Origin of the sequence: Brenneria sp. g21c3, assembly GCF_040240345.1 — a bacterium.
Classification (GTDB): domain Bacteria; phylum Pseudomonadota; class Gammaproteobacteria; order Enterobacterales; family Enterobacteriaceae; genus Brenneria.
This window is the reverse complement of the sequence record NZ_JBEIAB010000015.1, coordinates 38,569-60,749: the sequence shown is the minus strand read 5'-3', so window position 1 is coordinate 60,749 and position 22,181 is coordinate 38,569. Positions and strand designations below refer to the sequence as shown.

At 48.2% G+C, this 22,181-nt stretch carries 24 protein-coding genes and 1 tRNA gene; 16 read left to right on the top strand and 9 right to left on the bottom strand.

Annotated features, from left to right (window positions below; translation table 11 throughout):
* Positions 1–66: 66 nt before the first annotated feature.
* The 6 genes from pepD to ABRZ28_RS18680 all read right to left on the bottom strand — a co-directional run bounded on the left by pepD (position 67) and on the right by ABRZ28_RS18680 (position 7,511).
* Positions 67–1,527 carry a beta-Ala-His dipeptidase gene (gene pepD / locus ABRZ28_RS18705; RefSeq protein WP_330521119.1) on the bottom strand — a complete coding sequence of 487 codons (1,461 nt, stop codon included), beginning with the start codon at positions 1,525–1,527 and terminating at the stop codon, positions 67–69.
* A 152-nt stretch (positions 1,528–1,679) separates the two neighbouring features.
* Entirely contained in the window at positions 1,680–3,296 is a 1,617-nt protein-coding gene (locus ABRZ28_RS18700; protein ID WP_330521118.1) for an ABC transporter ATP-binding protein, read from the bottom strand.
* On the bottom strand, positions 3,293–4,126 hold the full coding sequence (locus ABRZ28_RS18695) for an ABC transporter permease (RefSeq protein ID WP_009111678.1): 834 nt from the start codon (positions 4,124–4,126) through the stop codon (positions 3,293–3,295). The genes ABRZ28_RS18700 and ABRZ28_RS18695 overlap by 4 nt, the downstream gene beginning before the upstream one ends.
* Positions 4,123–5,103 carry an ABC transporter permease gene (locus tag ABRZ28_RS18690; protein ID WP_136167624.1) on the bottom strand — a complete coding sequence of 327 codons (981 nt, stop codon included), beginning with the start codon at positions 5,101–5,103 and terminating at the stop codon, positions 4,123–4,125. Before ABRZ28_RS18690 ends, ABRZ28_RS18695 begins: the two co-directional genes overlap by 4 nt.
* A gap of 2 nt (positions 5,104–5,105) precedes the next feature.
* Positions 5,106–6,725, bottom strand: a complete 1,620-nt coding sequence (locus tag ABRZ28_RS18685) for an ABC transporter substrate-binding protein (protein ID WP_330521116.1) — start codon at positions 6,723–6,725, stop codon at positions 5,106–5,108.
* A 396-nt stretch (positions 6,726–7,121) separates the two neighbouring features.
* Positions 7,122–7,511: a hypothetical protein gene (locus tag ABRZ28_RS18680; protein WP_330521115.1), complete on the bottom strand. Its 390-nt coding sequence runs from the start codon at positions 7,509–7,511 to the stop codon at positions 7,122–7,124.
* A 239-nt stretch (positions 7,512–7,750) separates the two neighbouring features.
* On the opposite strand from ABRZ28_RS18680, the gene gpt reads away from it, so the two are divergent.
* From gpt to ABRZ28_RS18600, 16 genes are all read left to right on the top strand, one after another.
* Positions 7,751–8,209 (top strand): xanthine phosphoribosyltransferase, encoded by a 459-nt coding sequence (gene gpt, locus ABRZ28_RS18675; protein WP_319605517.1) that lies wholly within the window; start codon positions 7,751–7,753, stop codon positions 8,207–8,209.
* 205 nt (positions 8,210–8,414) lie between these two features.
* On the top strand, positions 8,415–9,671 hold the full coding sequence (gene frsA / locus ABRZ28_RS18670) for an esterase FrsA (RefSeq protein WP_330521114.1): 1,257 nt from the start codon (positions 8,415–8,417) through the stop codon (positions 9,669–9,671).
* Between the two features lie 59 nt (positions 9,672–9,730).
* Positions 9,731–10,105 (top strand): sigma factor-binding protein Crl, encoded by a 375-nt coding sequence (gene crl / locus ABRZ28_RS18665; protein ID WP_319605519.1) that lies wholly within the window; start codon positions 9,731–9,733, stop codon positions 10,103–10,105.
* A 126-nt stretch (positions 10,106–10,231) separates the two neighbouring features.
* The gene (proB, locus tag ABRZ28_RS18660) at positions 10,232–11,335 is read left to right on the top strand and encodes a glutamate 5-kinase (RefSeq protein WP_319605520.1); all 1,104 of its coding nucleotides are present in this window, start codon (positions 10,232–10,234) and stop codon (positions 11,333–11,335) included.
* Positions 11,336–11,345: 10 nt separating this feature from the next.
* Positions 11,346–12,599: a glutamate-5-semialdehyde dehydrogenase gene (proA, locus tag ABRZ28_RS18655; protein ID WP_330521113.1), complete on the top strand. Its 1,254-nt coding sequence runs from the start codon at positions 11,346–11,348 to the stop codon at positions 12,597–12,599.
* 189 nt (positions 12,600–12,788) lie between these two features.
* Positions 12,789–12,864 (top strand) — tRNA-Thr (locus tag ABRZ28_RS18650).
* A 175-nt stretch (positions 12,865–13,039) separates the two neighbouring features.
* The gene (locus ABRZ28_RS18645; protein ID WP_330521112.1) at positions 13,040–14,254 is read left to right on the top strand and encodes a tyrosine-type recombinase/integrase; all 1,215 of its coding nucleotides are present in this window, start codon (positions 13,040–13,042) and stop codon (positions 14,252–14,254) included.
* 326 nt (positions 14,255–14,580) lie between these two features.
* Entirely contained in the window at positions 14,581–14,781 is a 201-nt protein-coding gene (locus ABRZ28_RS18640) for a helix-turn-helix transcriptional regulator (protein ID WP_020231157.1), read from the top strand.
* 122 nt (positions 14,782–14,903) lie between these two features.
* Positions 14,904–15,089 carry a hypothetical protein gene (locus ABRZ28_RS18635; protein ID WP_330521111.1) on the top strand — a complete coding sequence of 62 codons (186 nt, stop codon included), beginning with the start codon at positions 14,904–14,906 and terminating at the stop codon, positions 15,087–15,089.
* Positions 15,090–16,480: 1,391 nt separating this feature from the next.
* Positions 16,481–16,756 carry a hypothetical protein gene (locus ABRZ28_RS18630; protein WP_233591131.1) on the top strand — a complete coding sequence of 92 codons (276 nt, stop codon included), beginning with the start codon at positions 16,481–16,483 and terminating at the stop codon, positions 16,754–16,756.
* An 11-nt stretch (positions 16,757–16,767) separates the two neighbouring features.
* Complete coding sequence (locus ABRZ28_RS18625) at positions 16,768–17,043, top strand: hypothetical protein (protein ID WP_071883304.1); 276 nt, start codon at positions 16,768–16,770, stop codon at positions 17,041–17,043.
* A gap of 481 nt (positions 17,044–17,524) precedes the next feature.
* Positions 17,525–17,827, top strand: coding sequence for a hypothetical protein (locus ABRZ28_RS18620; protein WP_330521109.1), 303 nt, complete (start codon positions 17,525–17,527; stop codon positions 17,825–17,827).
* 12 nt (positions 17,828–17,839) lie between these two features.
* Complete coding sequence (locus ABRZ28_RS18615; protein ID WP_167469169.1) at positions 17,840–18,010, top strand: hypothetical protein; 171 nt, start codon at positions 17,840–17,842, stop codon at positions 18,008–18,010.
* Positions 18,010–18,279, top strand: coding sequence for a hypothetical protein (locus ABRZ28_RS18610; protein ID WP_100122017.1), 270 nt, complete (start codon positions 18,010–18,012; stop codon positions 18,277–18,279). Before ABRZ28_RS18615 ends, ABRZ28_RS18610 begins: the two co-directional genes overlap by 1 nt.
* A complete protein-coding gene (locus tag ABRZ28_RS18605) occupies positions 18,266–18,640 on the top strand; it encodes a plasmid mobilization protein (protein ID WP_042948916.1) in 375 nt (124 codons plus the stop codon). Before ABRZ28_RS18610 ends, ABRZ28_RS18605 begins: the two co-directional genes overlap by 14 nt.
* Entirely contained in the window at positions 18,637–20,109 is a 1,473-nt protein-coding gene (locus ABRZ28_RS18600; protein ID WP_330521107.1) for a relaxase/mobilization nuclease domain-containing protein, read from the top strand. Before ABRZ28_RS18605 ends, ABRZ28_RS18600 begins: the two co-directional genes overlap by 4 nt.
* Positions 20,110–20,161: 52 nt before the next feature.
* On the opposite strand, the gene ABRZ28_RS18595 is transcribed toward ABRZ28_RS18600, so the two are convergent.
* Genes ABRZ28_RS18595 through ABRZ28_RS18585 form a run of 3 tightly spaced genes read right to left on the bottom strand, consistent with a single transcriptional unit; the run spans position 20,162 to position 21,444 of the window.
* Entirely contained in the window at positions 20,162–20,575 is a 414-nt protein-coding gene (locus ABRZ28_RS18595; protein WP_167469151.1) for a protein-export chaperone SecB, read from the bottom strand.
* A 1-nt stretch (position 20,576) separates the two neighbouring features.
* A complete protein-coding gene (locus ABRZ28_RS18590; RefSeq protein WP_125176117.1) occupies positions 20,577–20,876 on the bottom strand; it encodes a hypothetical protein in 300 nt (99 codons plus the stop codon).
* Between the two features lie 19 nt (positions 20,877–20,895).
* Positions 20,896–21,444 carry a hypothetical protein gene (locus tag ABRZ28_RS18585; protein ID WP_116163204.1) on the bottom strand — a complete coding sequence of 183 codons (549 nt, stop codon included), beginning with the start codon at positions 21,442–21,444 and terminating at the stop codon, positions 20,896–20,898.
* Positions 21,445–22,181: the final 737 nt, after the last annotated feature.

The window sequence follows — 22,181 nt, the reverse complement described above, 5'->3', positions numbered from 1 at the left end:
TCCTCCCCCTGACAAGGGGGAGGCCGGGTGGGGGTTGTTAATGACAAACTCCCGTACCTGATCGGATCAGGCGCGTTCGGGAATGGCTCTCAGCAGGGCGGTCAGCAACTGCCAGTATTGGCCGACGCTGGCGATATGCACCTGTTCGTCCGGCGAGTGCGGCCCGGTGATGGTCGGCCCGATGGAAACCATATCCATATCGGGATAGGGTTCTTTGAACAGTCCGCACTCCAGACCGGCATGAATAACCATGATGTTCGGGGTTTTGTTAAACAGCTTCTGATAGGTTTCCCGCACCAGCTGCATAACCTGAGAGTTCGCATCCGGCTGCCAGCCGGGATAGCCGCCTTTGGGCGTGGTTTCGGCGCCGGCCAGTTGGCCCAGCGCCGTCAGCGTGCCGACCACGGCGTCTTTGCCGCTGTCAATCAGAGAGCGGATCAGGCAGTTAATTTCGGCCTGTTTTTCGTCCGTGGTAACCACGCCGATGTTCAGCGAGGTTTCCACCACGCCTTTTACCACGTCGCTCATGCGGATGACGCCATTCGGCATGGCGTTCAGCAAGGCCAATAGCCGCGCGCCGACGTCTTTGGTCAGCGCCTGCGCGGTACTGTCTGATTCCTCGACCAGCAGGGTGAGATTTTTCTCCACTACGGACAGCTCGTTTTTCAGCAGCGACAGGTATTCCTCACTTAGCGCCTTGAATTGCCCGACGTTGGCCGCGGGCAACGCCAGCGTGGCGAAGGCTTCGCGCGGAATGGCGTTGCGCAGCGTGCCGCCGTTCAGTTCTAGAATGCGGATATCCAGTTTGTCGGCCTGTTCGAACAGGAAGCGCGCCAGCAATTTATTGGCATTGCCCAACCCCAAATGAATATCGCAGCCGGAATGGCCGCCTTTCAGCCCCTTGAGCGTCAGGGTCAGCGTCTGGTAACCGGCAGGCAGCGCTTCGCGCTCCAACGGCAGCCGGGTGATGAAGTCGATGCCGCCGGCGCAGCCCATGTAAACTTCGCCTTCTTGTTCCGAGTCGGTATTGATCAGAATTTCGCCCTGCAACCAGTTGGGTTGCAGACCGAACGCGCCGTCCATGCCGGACTCCTCGGTCATGGTCAGCAACACTTCCAGCGGACCGTGCTTCACGCCGCTGTCGGACAGCACGGCCAGCGCCGACGCCATGCCGATGCCGTTATCCGCGCCCAGCGTGGTGCCGCGCGCTTTCACCCACTCGCCGTCAATGTACGGCTGGATGGGGTCTTTGGTGAAGTCGTGCGCGGTATCGTTGTTCTTCTGCGGCACCATATCCAGATGCGCCTGCAACACCACCGGCTTGCGATTTTCCATTCCCGGCGTCGCCGCTTTACGCAGCAGAATATTACCGACTTGATCGCGCTCGGCATGAATGCCTTTCTCTTGCGCCCAGGCAAGGATATGCGCGGCAAGCGCTTCTTCATGGTAAGACGGATGTGGAATAGAGCAAATTTTGGCAAAAATGTCCCACAGCGGCTGCGGGGTAAGCTGAGACAATTCAGACACTATTAACATCTCCTTTTCGGCAGGCCGGTCGGCGCGGCTGGCGCGCGGGCGCTGCAAATTGCAGGTGAATGACTGTCGGATAATCCGGCATGGCGTGTGAAAACAGAATATCATTTTCCGCCGGTTCTGGGGCATGTTGCGAAAGAGTTATTTCATGGCGTCTGGAGGTTCCATCCTTTACCGGGAATCGCGTTGAGCAGCAGTTGGGTATATTCATGCCGGGGGGACTGGAATACCTGATGCGTCGGCCCTTGTTCGACGATTTCTCCCGCCTTCATCACGATCACCCGATCGCAGATTTGCGCCGCCACCCGCAGGTCATGGGTGATAAAAATCAGCGACAGGCCGAGGCGCTGGCGCAGTTCCGCCAGCAGACGCAACACCTGCGCCTGGACGGAAACGTCCAGCGCGGAAACCGGCTCATCCGCCACCAGAATGCGCGGCTCCAGCGCCAGCGCTCTGGCCAGACCGATCCTCTGCCGCTGTCCGCCGGAAAACTCATGGGGATAGCGATGGATCGATTCGGGATCCAGCCCGACCAGTGAAAATAACTCCCTGGCTTTTTGCTGCGCCTGCTTGCGCGATGCGCCGTGGATTTCCAGTCCCTTGCCGACGATTTCCCCCACCGTCTGACGCGGATTTAACGAGGCGAAAGGATCCTGGAACACCATCTGCACGGTACGACTCTGCCGGCGTTGACGCGTTCGATTGCTGCCGTCATGGCGCTGGTCCGCCAGCGTAATCTCGCCGCTGTCCGGCTGATAGAGCCGGACAATACAGCGGGCCAGCGTCGATTTGCCGGAACCGCTTTCGCCGACGATGCCGAGCGTGCTGCCCTGCGGCAGCGTCAGGCTGACGTCCCGCAGCGCGTGCGATACCCGCCGATTGCGCGGCAGCCAGCCTCCCTGGCGGAATGTTTTGCTGACGTGCTCTAATGTCAGGATGTCCTGACTGGCGACCGCCGGGCGCGATGCGCCGGGGCGAAAGGACGGCACGGCGGCGATCAGCGCCTGAGTATAAGGATGCCGCGGGGCGTTGAGGATTTGCTCCGCCGGCCCCTGTTCTACCACTTCGCCGTGCTGCATGACCGCGACGCGATCGGCGATGTCGGCGACCACGCCAAAGTCATGGGTGATAAACAGCACCGAGGTACCCTGACGCTGCTGCAATTCGCGTATCAACCGCAGGATTTGCGCCTGAGTGGTGACGTCCAGCGCGGTGGTCGGCTCGTCGGCAATCAGCACCCGCGGCTCCAGCGCCAGCGCCATGGCGATCATCACGCGCTGGCGCTGCCCGCCGGAGAGCTGGTGCGGATAGGCGTGCGCGGCGGACAGCGGGTCGGGGATCTGAACGTCGATTAACAGCCGTTGCACTTTTTCCGCAATCGCCTTGCGGGAAAGGGTCGGTCGATGGGTACGGAACATTTCGCCAATCTGGTCGGCCACGGTATGCAGTGGGTTGAGCGCCGTCATCGGCTCCTGAAAAATCATGCCGATCCGGGCGCCGCGTATTTTACGCAGCGCGCTCTCCGGCAGCGATAGCAGGTCGCGGTCTTCCAGCAAAATGCTTCCCGATTCGATGCGCGTCTGTTCCGGCAGCAGCCCCATAATGGCGCTGGCCGTCATCGATTTACCGGAGCCGCTTTCCCCCACCACGCACAGGATTTCATTTTCGCGCAGATCGAGCGACACCTGACGCAAGGCATAAGGCCGGTCGGCATTGGCCGGCAGTCTGACGCTGAGATCGGTTATCGACAGCAGTGTATTCATCGGTTTTTAAGCCTTGGATTGAGGGCGTCATTGATCCCCTGGCCGACCAGCGAGACCGCCAGCACGGTAAGCAGAATGGCGATGCCGGGAATGGCGGAAACATACCACTGTTCCCGCAGTACGCTGCGACCGCCGCCGATCAGGTTTCCCCAGGAGGGAACGTTGGGGTCGGACAGATTAAGGAAGGCCAGCGCGCTTTCGAGCAGAATGGCGATCGCCATGATAACGCTGGCGTAAACCACGATGGGCGGCAGCGCATTGGGCAGAATTTCGCGAAAGATAATCGGCAGATCGCGCATTCCCAGCGAGCGGACGGCCTGAATGAATTCCCGGTTGCGCAGCGACATGAACTCGGCCCGCGTTAAGCGCGCCGCCGGGGGCCAGGAGACGATGCCGATAGCCAGAATCACGGTCTGCATGGTTGAGCCGAAGACCGCCACCAGCAACAGCAGCAGCAGGAAATTGGGCAGGATCTGAAAGGTTTCGGTGATCCTCATCAGCAGGTCGTCGATGACGCCGCCGTAATAGCCGGCCAGCGCGCCGACCACGATGCCAATAACGATGGCGATCGCCGTGGCGACGAAACCGATCATCAGCGAAACGCGCGCGCCATGAAACAACTGGGCGGCGATATCGCGTCCGGCGTGGTCGGTACCCAGCAAAAAGCGCGGATTTTGCCACGGCCACTGTAGCGGCCGACCGGCCAGCCGCAGGGGATTTTCGGGAAAGAACAGATCGGCGGTCAGGGCCATGCCCACCACCACGACTAATAACGCGATACCAAATAACGACGCGGGACTGCGCGCGTAGCGCTTGAAAAAATCAATCATGACCGTTCACCGGAAATACGCGGGTCCAGTTTGGCGTAAAGCACGTCCACCAGAAAATTAATGCTGATAACCAGCAGCGCGGAGACGAAAACCACGCCTAACAGCGTGTTCAGATCGCGCTGCATCACCGATTCGTAGGCCAGGCGGCCCAACCCCGGCAGGGCGAAAACGCTTTCCACCACCACCGACCCGCCCAGCATGGTGCCGGCCTGCAGGCCGATTAACGTCACCAGCGGCAGCAGCGCGTTACGCAATATATGTCTGACGACGACGTTGGTTTCGCTTAATCCTTTGGCGCGGGCGGTGCGCACGAAATCCAGCGTGGCGACTTCCAGCATCGAGGCGCGCATGATGCGCAGATAGATCGCCAGAAATATCAGCGCCAGCGTCAGCGTGGGCAATAACAGATGCCGGGCGATATCCCAAATTCTCGCCCAGCCGCTGAGTCCGCCGGCAATGGTTTCAAATCCGCCGGAGGGCAGCCAGTCGAGATAGATGGAAAACAGGAAAATCCCCATCAGGCCGAACCAGAAAGAGGGGGTGGAATAGAAAATCAGCCCCAGCAGGGAGATCAGCGTGTCCGGCCAGCGATTCACGCGCCGGGCGGCGATGATCCCCAGCACCATACCCATAAACACCGCCAGCCCGAGCGACGATCCCATCAGCAGCAGGGTCACCGGCAGACGCTCGATAATCACGTCGGCGACGGGCTTGCCATAAATGGCAGACTGGCCGAGATCCAGATGAACCAGACGCCACAGATAATCCCCCAGACGCACCGATACCGACTGATCCAGCGCGTAATACCGGCGCAGTTCCTCGATCATGGTGGCGTCGGCTCCGCCGACCTGCGCGACCAGCGCATCGACGGTATCGCCGGGCGCCAGCTGCAAAAGCAGGAAAATACCGATCAGAATAAGCAATAGGGCGGGGATGGCGGCCGCCAGTCGGCGGCCGCAGAGTAATAACAAATTCATTGTTACGCCTCTAGCCAGGCGTCATGCCAACTACTCGACGGCCAGCGGGCGTTATTCAGGCCGTTGTGGAGCTTCTTGTTGACCACGGAAAGGAACTGGCGCTCGATGGCGAACCACAGCGGGAACTGTTCGTTGGCTTCGGCGACCAGTTGGGCGTACAGCGCACGCCGTTTTTCAGGGTCGATCTCGGAAGCCGCATCGTCGATCAGCTTATCGATAACATCGGATTGCCAGCCATACTGATTGGTCCAGGGGGCGCCGTCCGGGCTGCCGGAGCGCAGCCACACGGTGGTGGATACCGCCGGGTCGCCCCGGTACTGATGCCAGCCGGTGGCGAGGTCGAAATTGTGCTCTTTATAGACCGCCGACAGCGAACCGGCATAGTCGTAGTTGGCGATATCGACCTTGATCCCCACTTCCGCCAGCGACTGCTGAATAAAGGTGGCGAACAGCGCGACGTCCTCGCCGTTGAGGATCGGCACCAGTTTCAGCTTAAACCGTTCGCCGTTGGCGCCGCGCGGATAGCCGGCCTCATCCAGCAGCGCTTCGGCCTTTTTGCGGTCGAAAGGATAGGGCTGGGCGCTGTTGGGCGGATAGAACCCGGTGGAGGTCGACGGAATAATACCGGTCGCCGGTTTTCCCTGACCGTAGAGAAAGTTTTCGATGAAAAAGGGAATATCGATGGCGTGGGCCAGCGCCCGTCTTACGCGGACGTCGGCAATTTCCTTGCGGCGGAAATTGAATTCCAGCGTGTTGTTAAAGGTATTGGCTTCGGAGCCTTTGGCCGTCACCTCAAAGTCCGGATGGTTTTTCAGTCGGTCCAGATCGGCCAGCGACAGTTGGGAATAGGCGCTTAGCTGCAACTGGCCCGTTTCCAGCGCCGCCGTCGCGGCGGATTTATCGGTAATGATGCGCCAGACGATCCGTTCTATATAAGGCTGGTCCGGCCGCCAGTAGTCGGGGTTGCGCGTGGCGATAATATATTGCCCGCGCTGGTACTCGACGAACTTGAAAGGCCCGGTGCCGACAGGGGCGGTATTGGCCGGATTTTCCAGCACGTTGCTATTCTCGTAAAGGTGGCGCGGCACCACATAGCCCAGATCGGCCAGAGCGCGCAGCAACAGTTCGATCGGCATGGGGCGGGAATAGCGGAATATCACCGTATGGTCGTCGGGCGTATCCACGGCGTCGAGAAACTGTTGCAGGGCGGTGCTGTAGTTAAGCTGCTTTTTCCACAGTTCGAGCGCGTTGTACTGCACATCCCTGGCGGTAAAGGGTTTGCCGTCGTGCCATTTAACGTTCTCGCGCAGTTTGAAGGTGATGGTTTTACCGTCCTCCGTGCTGTGCCACTCGGTGGCCAATTGCGGAACGATCGCGCCGTTGGCGTCCAGATCCACCAGGGACTCGATAATCTTGCTGGTAACGATATATACCCCGGTGGACGCGCGCAGCGCCGGGTTCAGAATGCGTTGTTCTCCGGCGATGTGTACCCCCAACGTGCCGCCTTTGACCGGCGTCCCCGCGGCGGCGTTGGTTTGCGCCGCGCTGAGGAAAGAGGTGAAGGGAAATGTTGCGGCCAGTGCGCTTGACGAGATCAGTAAACGTCGACGGGTTATATTCATTATGAAATCCCTGATTGAATTAAATAAAAGAAGACATCATTTCCTGAACGCAGGATAAAGTTACCGGTTATTTATTGGGAAATTACCATTTGTGCTATAGTTATGTGCTAATCACATATAACACGTTGTTTTTATATGTATTTGTTGGGTTTATAAAGATAAAAAATCACTAACGGCAAGGCGTGAGCGAATTTTTAATGATCTTTAATAGCGATGAATCAGGAATGATAAAGGGGCATGACAAGGTCGTTGTGGGATCATGCTGTTCATCACGGCAATGATCTTGATGAAGCAAGAGCGCGCTTTAACGAAAATGGCCCGTTCGCTTTTCCCGGCGGCGCTCCTCCAGGCTGGGCAACAGCGGGGCGCAGGTCGCCCCGTACTGAAAAATGAAGGTTACAGGGGATGCGCGGCGGACGGGGCAATGGTGACATCGTCGCGATTGGCGTAGATCACCACACTGTCGCCGACAAACAATGTCCTGTAAGTCTCTTCGTCCGATTCAACCTGATAGCGCCGCCCGTCGGCCTCGACGTCCAGAATATATTTCTCGCTTTCCAGCGTATGCACCGGAACGTAACCATAAAAGTTATCAATCAGCGTGAGGCTGCGCTGGGCGGGAAGATAGCATCGATGCACGATTTTCCCCCGTAGCGATTCAGGTTTTTTCCACAAATGCTGAAAGTTGGATTTTAATTCCGCACAAAATAGCGCAACCAGTCCAATGACTAAAACAGTACTGATGACAGTAAGCTGTTCCTGCACCAAAGCATAAAATTCGGTCATGGTCTTCTCCGGTTGATTTGCCTTGCCTTCATTTAATATATTTTTCCGGCGGAGGCGTCCAATCTCTTTTTGTACTTAGTTATCGCCAAATTTTTGTTTAGACTGCGTGCAGGCGGAGTAAACGCGGCTATAACGCAGAGAAACGCTGGTTTTTGTGTCGTTGGATATCTATAATCCCGCGCAACCTTTTTCCCCTCAGACTCAACGTAAGCCATTTCTATTCGGCTGGGATATATTTTATGAGCGAAAAGTACGTCGTAACCTGGGATATGTTGCAAATTCATGCCCGCAAACTGGCGCAGCGCCTACTGCCTGCCGAACAATGGAAAGGCATCATTGCCGTTAGCCGCGGAGGCCTGGTTCCCGGCGCGCTGTTGGCGCGTGAACTGGGGATTCGGCATGTTGATACGGTTTGTATCTCCAGCTATGACCATGATAACCAGCGTGAAATGAACGTGCTCAAGCGCGCAGAGGGTGATGGCGAAGGCTTTCTCGTCGTCGATGATTTGGTTGATACCGGCGGGACGGCGAAAGCCATTCGCGAAATGTATCCCAAAGCTCACTTCGTCACGATTTTCGCTAAACCGGCCGGTCAACCGCTGGTTGACGACTATGTCGTCGATATTCCTCAGAATACCTGGATCGAACAGCCGTGGGATATGGGCGTGATATTTGTTCCGCCGTTGTCTGACCGCTGATACGAGCGCGTCGTTTTATCTGATTCCCATGCCCGGTGACGCCGGGCATTGCCGCCTCATGCCAATGCCGCTCTCTCATTTATGGGCGAATTGAGCTCATTATGTGCCTTTGTGCTGATTTGTGCGCGCTGTCGTTTGTCTTCACTACGATGAGTTCGTTACACTCGGGACTAAGTTTAGTGTCGCTGATATAAGGGAGACTACTGTGGCGCAAGCTAAAGCTAACCTGTCTGAAATCCTGTTCAAACCATCCTTCAAACATCAGGAAACCTCAACACTGGTGAAACGCGCCAGCCGCGACCGAAATGCGTTGCGCAGCCACTCCACGCTGGAGGGGGAAAATAACAGTCACTGGTACCGCATACTGAATCGGTTGATGTGGATCTGGCGCGGCGTCGACCCCTGGGATATCGAAGACGTACTGGCGCGCATCGCCGCCAGCAAAGCGGAAAGAAGCGCTGAGCAATTACTGGATACGGTTATCGGCTATCGCAGCGGAAACTGGATTTATGAATGGGTCAAGCAGGGCGCGAGCTGGCAACAGCAGGTCACTGACGATGGCGACGCACAACAGAACGGCCGTTATTGGCTGAATGCCGCGAATCTGTATAGCATCGCGGCTTATCCCCATATTAAAGGCGATGAACTGGCCGAACAGGCGCAGACGCTGGCCAACCGTGCTTATGAAGAGGCCGCGAAATACCTTCCCTATGAGTTAAAGGAACTGACGTTCCCGATCGAGGGCGGCGGTTCGCTGACCGGATTTCTACACCTGCCGCATAAAGGCGAGGCGCCTTTCCCGACGATACTGATGTGCGGCGGTCTGGAAATGCTGCAAAGCGATTATTATCGTCTGTTCTGCGATTATCTGGCGCCGGCCGGGATGGCCATGCTGACGATTGATGTGCCGTCGGTGGGGTTTTCCTCGCGCTGGAAACTGCATCAGGACTCCAGCTTCCTGCATCAGCAGGTGCTGCGGGCATTGCCGGATGTGCCGTGGGTGGACCATTGCCGCGTCGGCGCGTTTGGCTTTCGTTTCGGCGCCAATATCGCCGTGCGGCTTGCGTATCTGGAGACGCAGCGCTTGCGCGGCGTCGCCTGTCTCGGCCCGATAGTGCATCATCTGTTGTGCGACACGAAACGCCAGCAACAGGTACCGGAGATGTTTATGGATGTGCTGGCGAGCAGGCTGGGGATGCCGTTTTCCACCGACGAAGCGCTGAAAATTGAATTAAGCCGCTATTCGCTTAAAACGCAAGGTTTGTTGGGGCGACGTTGTCCAACGCCGATGCTGGCCGGATATTGGGATAACGATTTGGTTTGTCCGAAAGAAGAGGCGGCGCTGATCGTCAATTCATCACAGCAGGGAAAACTGCTGCCGGTGAATTTTTCCCCGGTCTATCAGAATTTTCATCAAGCGTTACAGCAAATCACGCGTTGGTTAGGCCAAAATTTAGCTTAGTTGATTGATAAATTATCATACTCTGCTAAAAAGGATGTTCAAACCGAGGAGATTGCCGAATGATGTTATCAAGTGGACATACGAAAAGCAGGTTGATGAAAAACTTTGCTTCTCTGGGCCCATACATACGTGAAGCGCAGTGCGAGGACGACCATTTTTTCTTTGATTGTCTGGCCGTTTGTGTCAATGTTAAACCCGCCCCCGAAAAACGTGAGTTCTGGGGCTGGTGGCTGGATCTTGAAGCGCAGGATCAGACGTTTGTTTACCATTATCGCTTTGGTTTATTTGATAAAAGCGGTAACTGGCGTGAAGAAAAAATCAAAGATAAAGAAGTGATGGATAAGCTGAAAAGTACGAAAGAAGCCTTTCATATTCGTTTGGAAACTCTCCTGCAATCTCTGGATCCGGCCTGTTCGTTAACCGCACGACCGTGATGCTTCCCGTCTGATCCCCGATTTATTCGCGGGCTTTCGCGTTGTGCCTGTTGGTATAATGCGCCCGGCCTGTTACAACGTTTTTCTTATTTATTCTTTTTTGATGACTTCAACGGCAGAAATATTATGAGCGGTAGCCAAACTTTGGTTGTGAAACTTGGCACCAGCGTGCTGACCGGCGGTTCACGTCGCCTTAATCGGGCCCATATCGTTGAACTGGTGCGTCAGTGCGCGCAGCAGCATGCGGCAGGGCATCGCATTGTTATCGTCACCTCCGGGGCGATAGCCGCCGGACGTGAGCATCTGGGCTACCCGGAATTGCCGGCCACCATTGCCTCCAAACAGCTGCTGGCGGCGGTGGGGCAAAGCCGGTTGATCCAACTCTGGGAACAGCTGTTTTCCATCTACGGTATTCATATCGGCCAGATGTTGCTGACTCGCGCCGATCTGGAAGATCGCGAGCGTTTTCTTAACGCGCGCGACACCATGCGGGCGCTGCTGGATAACCATATCGTTCCGGTTATTAATGAAAATGATGCGGTAGCGACGTTGGAAATCAAAGTCGGCGACAACGATAACCTCTCCGCGCTGGCGGCCATTCTGGCCGATGCGGATAAACTTTTATTGCTGACCGATCAGGCCGGCTTATATACCGCCGACCCGCGTAAAAATCCGGACGCTGAGCTTATTCGTGAGGTTACCGGCATCAACGATGCGTTGCGCAGCGTGGCCGGCGACAGCGTATCCGGTCTTGGCACCGGCGGTATGTCGACCAAACTTCAGGCGGCCGATGTCGCCTGCCGGGCCGGTATCGATGTGGTGATTGCCGCGGGCAACAAGCCGGGCGTGATTGGCGATGTTATCGAGGATGTCTCCGTCGGGACGCGTTTTCATGCGTTGGAAGCGCCATTGGAAAAGCGCAAGCGCTGGATTTTCGGCGCGCCGCCGGCCGGCGAGATCACGGTGGATGACGGCGCGCTGTCGGCGATCCTTGAGCGCGGCAGTTCGCTATTGCCGAAAGGGATCCGCGAGGTGACGGGCGATTTTTCCCGCGGCGAGGTTATTCGTATCCGCAGTCTGACCGGTCGTGATCTGGCGCATGCCGTGACCCGATATAATAGCGATGCGCTGCGGATGATCGCCGGACACCATTCCCAGCAGATTGCCGATATTCTCGGCTACGAATACGGTTCGGTGGCCGTCCATCGAGACGATATGATTATCAATTAAGGAGTACCCGATGCTTGAACAAATGGGCAAAGCGGCGAAAGCCGCGTCTTATCAACTGTCGGTGCTCAGTACGGCTGAGAAAGATCGCGCACTGGTCGCGATAGCCGATTTGCTGGAGTGGGAAAGCGCGCAGATCCTGGCGGCTAATGAGCAGGATGTGGCGCAGGCGCGGCAAAATGGCATGAGCGAAGCGCTGCTCGACAGGCTGCTGCTGACGACGGAACGACTGGCGGCCATTGCCGACGACGTTCGTCAGGTATGCCGCCTGGCGGATCCGGTGGGGCAGGTGATCGACGGTCGTATGCTGGACAGCGGATTAAAGCTGGAGCGCCGCCGCGTGCCGCTCGGCGTCGTCGGGGTGATTTACGAAGCACGCCCCAACGTCACGATTGATGTGGCAGCGCTATGCCTGAAAACCGGCAATGCGGTTATTCTGCGCGGCGGCAAGGAAACCTATCGCACCAATGCGGCGACGGTAAAGGTGATTCAGAAAGCGCTGGCGCAGACCGGCTTGCCGGCGGCGGCGGTACAGGCGATTGAAAGTCCGGATCGCGAACTGGTGAACCAGTTGTTGAAGCTGGATCGTTATGTCGACATGCTGATCCCGCGCGGCGGCGCCGGCCTGCATCGGCTCTGTCGCGAGCAATCGACAATCCCGGTCATTACCGGCGGTATCGGGGTATGCCATATTTATGCGGATGAAAGCATTGATTTCGACAAAGCGCTGACGGTGATCGAAAGCGCCAAAGTCCAACGTCCCAGCGCCTGCAACAGCCTGGAAACCTTGCTGGTGAATAAAAGCATCGCGGCCGACTTTCTGCCCGAGCTGAGCAAAAAAATGGCGACGGCCGGCGTCACCTTGCATGCCAGCCCATCGGCAATGCCGTATCTGGCCGATGGACCGGCGCAGGTGGTGCCGGTGGAAGCGGTCAACTATGACGATGAATGGCTGTCAAACGACCTCAACGTCGCGCTGGTAAACGATCTGGAAGATGCGGTGGCGCATATCCGCGAGCACGGCACCCAGCATTCTGACGCGATTTTAACCCGCTCGCTGAGCAACGCGGAACGTTTCGTCCGCGAAGTGGATTCCTCGGCGGTTTATGTCAACGCCAGCACCCGTTTCACCGACGGCGGGCAATTTGGTCTGGGCGCGGAAGTGGCCGTCAGCACGCAAAAACTGCATGCGCGCGGCCCGATGGGATTAGACGCGTTGACGACATATAAATGGATAGGCTACGGCGACGATCTGGTTCGTCCATAACCGCGTTTTTAATCCGTAAAGTTATAGGGAACTCTGTTAATAGTATTGAAAATTATCAGAGATTCCCTATCTTCGCCACAGCGACTATAAAACCAGCAGACGAGAGGCAAACGCTTGACTTGCCCCCTCATTTTCAATAGTTTGTCACCCCGTAGTCCATCGTCATGCATTCGCCAAGACGATCTCAACGCCGATATAGCTCAGTTGGTAGAGCAGCGCATTCGTAATGCGAAGGTCGTAGGTTCGACTCCTATTATCGGCACCATCCTACCTATTTTAACGTCTCCTTAAGTCTACTCAAATACCCTTTAAACCCTTATAATACGCGGTTTCACGGCCCTTGTTGTCTCTGCTCGTCTACTCACGTTCACAGAAATCTACGGTGAGTTGGGGGTATCAATGGGGGTATTCGCTGTTCGGTCTAAAGGAGATACCCCCAGATGAAGCTCAATGCCAGACAGGTCGAGACTGCCAAGCCCAAAGATAAACCCTACAAGATGGCTGATGGTGGTGGCCTCTACTTATTGGTTAAAACTAACGGGTCACGCTACTGGCGTTTAAAGTATCGTATCGATGGAAAGGAAAAGTTATTGGCGCTGGGGGTATATCCCGATGTGTCTTTGGCTGATGCCAGAGCAAAGCGTGATGAAGCTCGAAAAGGTATCGCTGGGGGTATCGATCCTTTAGAGCTTAAGAAAGAACATAAAGCTGAGCGTGAAGCGCAGGTCAAAAACACCTTTCAGCAAATTGCGCTCGAATGGCACAGCATGAAAGTGAAAAAATGGTCAGTTGGGTATGCCTCTGACATTCTCGAAGCTTTCAATAAAGATATTTTTCCTTTTCTTGGTCAACGGCCTGTTGCGGACATTAAGCCATTAGAGCTTCTTAATGTGCTTAAAAAAATCGAAGCCAGAGGTGCAACAGAGAAAGCAAAGAAAGTGCGCCAACGATGTGGTGAAGTGTTTCGCTATGCCATCGTGACAGGCAGAGCCGAGTATAATCCCGCTCCTGATCTCACCAGTGCCATGCAGGGGCATGAATCTACACATTACCCGTTCCTGACCACCGAAGAGCTTCCTGCCTTTTTTAAAGCCCTTGCTGGCTACTCTGGTAGTGAATTGATGGTGTTGGCAGCAAGATTATTGATCCTTACTGGCCTAAGAACGGGTGAATTGCGTGGTGCCTTATGGTCGGAAATCGATTCCGAGAAAGCGCTATGGGAAATTTCTGCTGAACGCATGAAAATGCGTCGTCCTCATATCATCCCGCTATCTACCCAAGCGTTAGCCATTATCGAAAAGATCAGAGCAATGACGGGACAATTCCCTTTGCTGTTTCCGGGCCGCAATGATCCAAGTAAGACCATGAGCGAAGCCAGTATCAATCAGGTATTTAAGCGAATCGGCTATACAGGACGGGTTACGGGTCACGGCTTCCGTCATACCATGAGCACCGTTCTTCATGAACAGGGCTACAACACCGCATGGATTGAAACCCAACTAGCCCATGTTGATAAGAATGCTATCCGTGGCACCTACAACCATGCGCAATATCTCGATGGCAGACGCGAGATGCTGCAATGGTATGCCGACTACATGGTAAGCCTTGAGAAAGGCGGTGATGTCTTACAGGGAACGTTTAATCGGTGTGGGTAAGGATAACTGCTGATGAAAGAAGGGTTATGTCTTAACGGCCATAGCCCTTTTTCTTGGCTAATGCAGATAAGAATTAAGTCAGAATTTAAACTGATGTTTATTAAATAATTGATTAATATGAAAATTATAAAATACCTTGAAACAGGAAAATAAATAGCACTTATTGCTAAATCGCTCTACACCCCGCCCAGTGACAGCTCTCCCGCCATTTCATCTGGTTTTGTATGAAAAACACTCAATTCGAGTTCAATTCTGATTTTGCGAGGGTTGAACGTCATAAGCGATCTGAAGATACTACATTCATCAAAACAACAACGGAGAAATATATGACAACAAAAAAACTTATTCGCATGCCGGAAGTGATCAATAAAACAGGATTTAGCAAAGCATGGATCTATAGACTTATTAGTAAGGGGGATTTCCCTAAGCCGATTAAGATTGGAATAAGAGCCAGTGCCTTTGTTGAAAGTGAGATTGATGAATGGATTGAACAACTGATCTATTCATCACGTAATACAGCTGCATAATAATATATGGGTAGTATGTGAAAGCAATATAAACATATATTTATAAAATACAACAATCCCTTTTAAATAATACATGAAAGTGTAGGGGGATATTTACTTAACGATTAAATAAGGAACCAAAAATGAAAAAAGAAAATAAATGTAATAGTCAGAACTCAGCAGAACTTACAGCATTGTTAGAATACTCTCGCTTTACCAAGAAAGTGCTTGCGAAGCCTGCTAATGAAGTATTCGATCTATTTACTGATAAATATTATATGGAAACCGTTTACGATGATATTATTGAAAAAAACGAAGAGGAGTATTGATCAAAGTCAGCATAGATACATAGATTTTGAAGAGGTTAGAATAAATATAATGTGTATGCATACAGAGGCCATTATGATTTGTTATATGTGAAAATAAAACATATTAAAATGGATTGTATAGCGTTTAGAGATTTTATATGAATAATATTGATAACTTAAGCAAAAGGTCAGATATATATCTGACCTTTATTAAGTCTGCTATCGTTAACCAAAATGATTTTGTGAAATATCTCCTATCTTCCTATTGACTATTAAAATATAAGATCTATAAAAAGTAAAGATACAAAAAAAGCCAGATGTTAAATCTGACTTTTTAAGGACTAAAAAAGTTTTCGCTGACTTTTTTAAGTCTTGTAATCAGTTAGAGGATTAACGTGATTACAAATATAATAAAGTATTAAATAATCTTTTCATATTTGTCAAATCTAAATCTGAGCTTTTTACAAGTCTTTTGAATACCATTTCCAGAATCTTTAATGTCCTCAAAAGCAATCAAATTATAAACCTTTGTATCAGGTCTGCATATGTGGAGCAATTGAGCGCGAGTCGCTAATGAGAGATGTCCGTATGTTTTGTTGATTGTAGGTATAGAAGGGGAAGCGACGTAATACCAACCCGAAGCGAAGTTCTAAACAGATAAGTGAAGTTGTATATGGAATAGCTATGAGAAAGCCCTACCTTTGTTGAAATCATAAATAGGGGATAACAATACATTAATCTGCATGAACGAATCTGGGGGTGTCGTAGGGTGTCCTACATTGGAAACGATGTAGAGCTTTAAGCCAGATCAACTTGGGTGAAGTCATATTTTTCATCTTGGTTTTCGCCAATCTTGATAGATTTTCAACAAAATAAGTTGAAAATTTCAGGAGGCGAAGCCTTGGGTGAAGTCCCATTTTCGGGGGCGAACACAAGGCAGTATATAGCTCTCAGTAAAGCTAAGTTTATTTATAGTAAAGGTGCCTTGTTTTATATGGCACTAATAAAATATAAAGCAGAGCTAGATCAAAAAAACTATAAAACGAGGGCTAATAAAGTAAAAAGGAAAATATATCTAAAAAATATAAAAAAAGTCTCGTTCCAGATATCCCACCATAGAACTTTTCCCGCTGTTGTCCGTTCAAGATCCAAATCCTTAACAGAAATAGATCGGTGTAAAAGATCGATATGTTAATATTGATAGATTTTAACAATCAAAAGGCACTAAATTGATCGTTATTAATTGATTTTAACGATCGGTTATTTGTTTTTGATAGTTTTTATCTATCATTGCTTATTTTTTCGATCGGTACAAACGATATGACTAGACATGAAAATAATTGAATCCTAAGGCGTTTACAGGTCAATCGTAGATCTGTGCTATTGGTGAAGGAAAAGGTATGCGGAAATTTATGTTAGTGGCAGGTCTTGCGGTCCTGCTAGCAGGGTGTGGCGATGATGGCATCTATGGCAACTATGTTAATCAACAGTTCGGCGTCAGGCTTGATATTCAGAAAGATGTGATCAAGTTTCGCGATGGTGTTTTTACAGTTAAAAGCTGGGATGAAAGCAAGAAACCCATCTATATCGCCAAAACGCAAAACAAAAATCTCGGATCTTGGACTTTTAAAATCGAAAAAGTCAAAGATGGAGTTGTTTACCAAGGTGCGGTTTTTAAGAAAGATTAGAGGAGTAGGAAATGGAAAATAATACCATTCAATGCCCATACTGTCTAAAAGAAAGTCAGAAAGGGGTTCACGTATGCACTGGATGTCAAGCAACGGTATTATACGGTGCTCCGCCGGGCTGGTGTGTATTTTTAATAGTATTCAGCACCTTAATATTATCAGTTTTGATCGGTATGAGTTCAGGAATAATGGCTGGTAATATTAGTTTATTTGTCATTGCGATTGTTGGGTTTATTATTAGCAAGTTGGCTTTTTCTGACAGGATTTCTTTCAGAAGGAGAATGTAAAATACGTCTTCCAAGGTGATGGCTCGAAGTGTCGAACCATCACCCATATAAATTTTATTTCCTCCTCTATATCATCAAGCACTAAATCGGAACCCGCAAGCGGGACCCCACGATTTAGCCCTTGACGATTCCCCCCCCAAAGTTGTCATAAAGACAATATATTATTTACCCTATTTTTATTTGCATTTTATTTATCGTGCAGTGTATTTATTTATGTAGCCGCTATTGACTAGTTTTTTAGAACGGTTATTTATTTAAATATAAGTTGAGTTCAGCTTTTATTTTTAGCTTTCGGAAACTGAGGCAAGGTGTAATAGCGTATCCGCTATTTACCCAATCCTTCGGATTGCCCTATCTCGCTTTGCTCGTAGGGTTGAAAAAGATCTACCCTTCCGCCTGTTCCCCTTATCAAATGGGAGGCGGTAAATCAAACCCCAAAGATTTACTTTGGATATTATAAATAATATTAGGAGTTATACATATGTCGCACGATTTTAGTATTGAAAGAAAAAAAGATAAAAAAGTAGCTTTCTTTTTTGGTTATGCTGACGCTGTTTTTTATAAAAGTTTTCATTGTGAAGAGTATAATAATCATTTTTCAGGTAGCAATGACGGTAAAACAATAAGTAAAAAAGGAGCAGAAAGCGCATTAAATAAAATAATAAATAGCGAAGAAATAAAAAACTATCCAGATCCTGAACGTATCAATGACATTAAAGATTTTTATAACAATGTTGTTTTAAAATCAAAAGAAGAAGATAAGTTTTATATTCATTTTAGTTGAGGAGATTAATATATGATTATAGCAATAGCAATGATGCTTCTTTGTATTCTTTTAGGTGCGTTTATGATCCGTAGTTGTATGGGTAAAACAAACACATCAAGCGAAGCAAAGCAAGCAATATCAGATGTAAGAAAAATAATAGATAAAAAAGAGCTTATAAAATACAAAAAGAGGCATCAATAATGATTATGGAATATGAAATAAAACTTAATATATTAGCGCGTTTTTTCTATTATATTGAACAAGCTAAAGATATACCTTTTGATTACTCTAGCTATGAGGAACAAAGCTTATGTTATTTTGTTGCCAATAGATACATTAACGAAAATAAAGCTGACGAGCTTATACAAGCATTGATAGATACTAATGATGATGATTATATAAAAGCTATAAGTGATTATGTTCAGTATACAGCTTTTAATGAAGTGAGAAAGAAATATGAAGACAGATAGAAAGAGAGGACGTATAGAATTAAATCACGAAGAACGCAGAGATATATCTATACAGTTTAGAGTAAACAAAGCAGAGTTTGGCTATTTAAAAGAGCTTGTTGAAGCATCCGGCCTTGAAAGGGGCCATTACATCCGAAAAGAGATTTTAAACGCTGAACCAATCATTAAGAGAAAGATGCCAGAAGTTAATCAAAAAACATACTTACAGATGTCAGCTCTTGGTAATAACATAAATCAGGCCGTTAAAAAGTTAAATGGTAATGAACATTTTAATAAAAATGATGTTGATAAGATAATGTTTAATATAAAGCAGGTTGGCAGAAGATTGACAGAAATTAATAAAGATCTGGGGTATATATGAAAGGGAATGTGGCTAAAACAGGGAGATCATTTAAAAATAGAGTTGAGTATATATTAAAAGACGATCACAGTTTTATTAGTAGCAATATGTCAGCAGATAAAAATAATGTTAGTGATTTAACTGATGAGTTCAAAGCTGTAAGCAGCTTTAGACACGATATAAAAAAACCAGTGTTTCATGCATTTATATCTCTTCCCAAGAATGAATATTTAACAGATCAGGAATGGGAAGAAATAGCAAAAGACTATTTGAAAGAAATGAATATCGATATAGAAAAACATCAATATATTTGTGTGCGTCATAAAGATACTGATAAAGACCATATCCATATAGTAGCGAATCGTGTCGGCCTTGATGGTTCTGTATGGCACGGTCAGCACTCAGCATTTAATACAATAGCAGCTTGTGAACGTTTAGAAGTAAAGCACGGCTTAACCATTACACAGGGGCTTAAAGGTCAAAAATCAGACGTATCAGCACCAACCAAGAACGAGATTGAGCAAGCTCTCCGTATAGGTGAAAAACCAGCTCGAATCGTGCTACAGAACGCACTACAAGCGGCTTTAGTCGGTAAGCCTGATTTGTCCACGTTCGTAGAACGTCTGCAGGCTGTAGGCATCGAGCCAGCCTTCAACATTGCTTCTACTGGCACCGTCTCTGGGGTGTCATTTGGTATCAAAAATAATGGAAAAAATATTTATTTTAAAGGCTCTCAGTTAGGCAAAAAATTTAGTTGGAACACTATAAAAAATAAGGTGAAATATGACAAAAATAGAGATGATGAACTCGTTAGAAGATTCTCAGCAAGAAAAACAGATGACGAAAATAGTATTAGACGATCACTTATTGAATCAGATTTCAATGACAGTAGAGCCGTTAACGGAATCGATGATGATATTATCCGAATCAGTCAGCACAGCATTAAATCAGACACAACAGACACTTACCAGAGTGAACAACTCATTAGAAGCAACAACCACAGCTTTAAACTCAGCGAAAAATATAATAGACCAACAAGCACAAAAGTTAGAAGAACATCACAAAAAGCTGCACAAATACTCAACAGAGTTAAAACGCAACACAATAAAAAATCAATCAAAACTTATAATAAAAGTGGCTTCAATAGTTGGCGTGATAAATCTGATAGCGGTTCTATCAGTAGGATACTTGATCATGCAGAAACAGCCAACGCAGCCACAAATAAATTTAGACTCAAGAGCGGTAGCCGTTTCAATAGTAGAGCAACTAAGATTGAAGAGATAAGAGAGCGTTTAGGTATTAAAAAAATTGTTATTCAAAACAGATGCTTAGTGAAAATAAATAATGAAACAATAATAAAAAAAGCATTATGTATGAACGAGTATGGGAGTGTATTTAAATCGCGGTTAAAAGAAAGGCTTAGAAAAGAACCGATGAAGGGAGATGCTCTGCTACAGGTAAAAAAACATCTAAAATCAAATGATATTTAACCTTCGAATACTCAAAGGTTAAATAATCAAAAGGGATGAGTCGTTGCGCACATTATTGGCTTAATGTGTTTACTATCTCTTTTTTATTATCATTATATAGTTTTTGAAAGTTTACGGTTGGAAGCATTATAGGATCATAACCAGAAAGCAACATAATATTCGCAATATAAGCTCTTAGGAAAGGATAGGCTATTGCTGGTGAGTTTACAAAAATAAAAGGCGACTTTTTGAAACTTGAGGTTATATCATCATCTGTTGAAAATCTCGATCGATAAACAACGTCAAAAGTAGCCCCTTCCTTATGCTTGAACTGTATGCTGAAAAGAATGGAATAACTACGAAGTTCATCTTCTAGAAATTCAGGTTTAAAACCAAATGAAAGCTCATCCTTATGTTCATCGATTACAGATTCTTTTTTTTCAAGTCGGAATGAATCTAATATATTATCTTTTAATTGTATATTCATATTATGCAGCCAAAGAATAATTTTCATCATTTACAGCTTGACTGGATAGAGAGTATCCATCTGAAATGATTACATTATAATTCAAGTTGTTTATATTAGGGGATATATTAGATTGAACTGGCTTTACATAAAAACCATATGACAGCACATCCCCCTTGGAATAACCTTTGATAAAAATCTCAATGGTAGGACCGACGCTTGAATATTCTTTAATTTTTTCATATTCGCTGTAGAATGTTTTGTCATCAACACTGTCTAACCAAGCTTTAGCTAATGCTAATGATTTTTCAAGTGTATTCATGGTATTACCTTAATATATTTTACGAGAAATGATATATTTCTTTTGATGTAATAGCGTTTCTTGAAGACTGAAATAAGCAGAACTGTAATCGAGGTATAGTAGTCATAAAGCCCATAGCATCAGGAGCGAATTTTAATTTAGGAGCAGTAGGCGAGCAATCAACTGCTCTTATTGCTTCAAAGGGAAATATTTCTTTATTTTTTTCCGCTGCTTTTCTATAATGCTCTATTACTGTAGAAACTGTTGGCATTTCATTTGGATTAACTTTTTGTATTTTTTTCTGATACGCTTCTGCAAGTCCTTTGAAATATAGACTATGTTCAACGTTGGCAGCTAAGTCTAAAACTATATCAGAGTTAATCGTAATTTGGCAGCGAACTATAGCATAATCATTATTATATGAATCTCGCCCCCAAATATGGGCAAAGTAATCTACATCGGTCCAAAAGTAATAACCTTGGGATAACCATTGCCATTTTTTCGGACCATTTGCCCTACTTAGAAAAGGAGCGTTTTGCTCAACAAATCTTCGCCCACTCGTGGTCTTGCATGTGTGGAAATAGAACATTAGGTATGTATCCGTCAATCTTATCGAGATTATTGTGTATAGCGCTAAAGCCATACCAAAAAATTAAATCTATTGGATATGTAAACGACCATGTAGCAATATGGCGTTAGCAAAAATATTAAAGGGGGAAGGTAATGAAAATATTATACGGTTACGTTTTGTTGCAATCTTTTCTCTTGGAGAAGTGAGCAGATAAGTCCCTAAGTGCTGTTTACACGCTACCGCCCCTGACTATAGCTGCCAGAACGCTCATTCAACCTTCTTCTGTGAGGGATTGTAATCCATCAACGCTTACAAAAACAGTATCTACGATATGATCCCTGCTACCAAAGATGGTAGAAGGGGGGATTTACATACATCATACAACATTACCGCGCAAACGGGCTATCAAGGGATGCGTTCCATCATCTTCACTCGCTTTGCTTGTGGCACAAACTCACCTGTAGAAACTTGAAGGCCTTGAACGGTGAAAATGTCATCTTAGACATTTGTCAATGTAAATTTATGATAGCAGTTGATCCATTCAAGTTGAAAGTTCAAGACTGTAACAACCACATTCATATGGACGAAAATCCATTGGGGGTACTTTTGGGGGTACAGTAAAGTGTTGAATATACATATTTTATTATAAATCAATACCATGAGCCTCGTGTTCTGTTCCTATTATCGCACTATCACATTAAAATCATTATAAATCAATCAATTGAAGAGGTTTTCTCTCTCTCAATATGCGATCT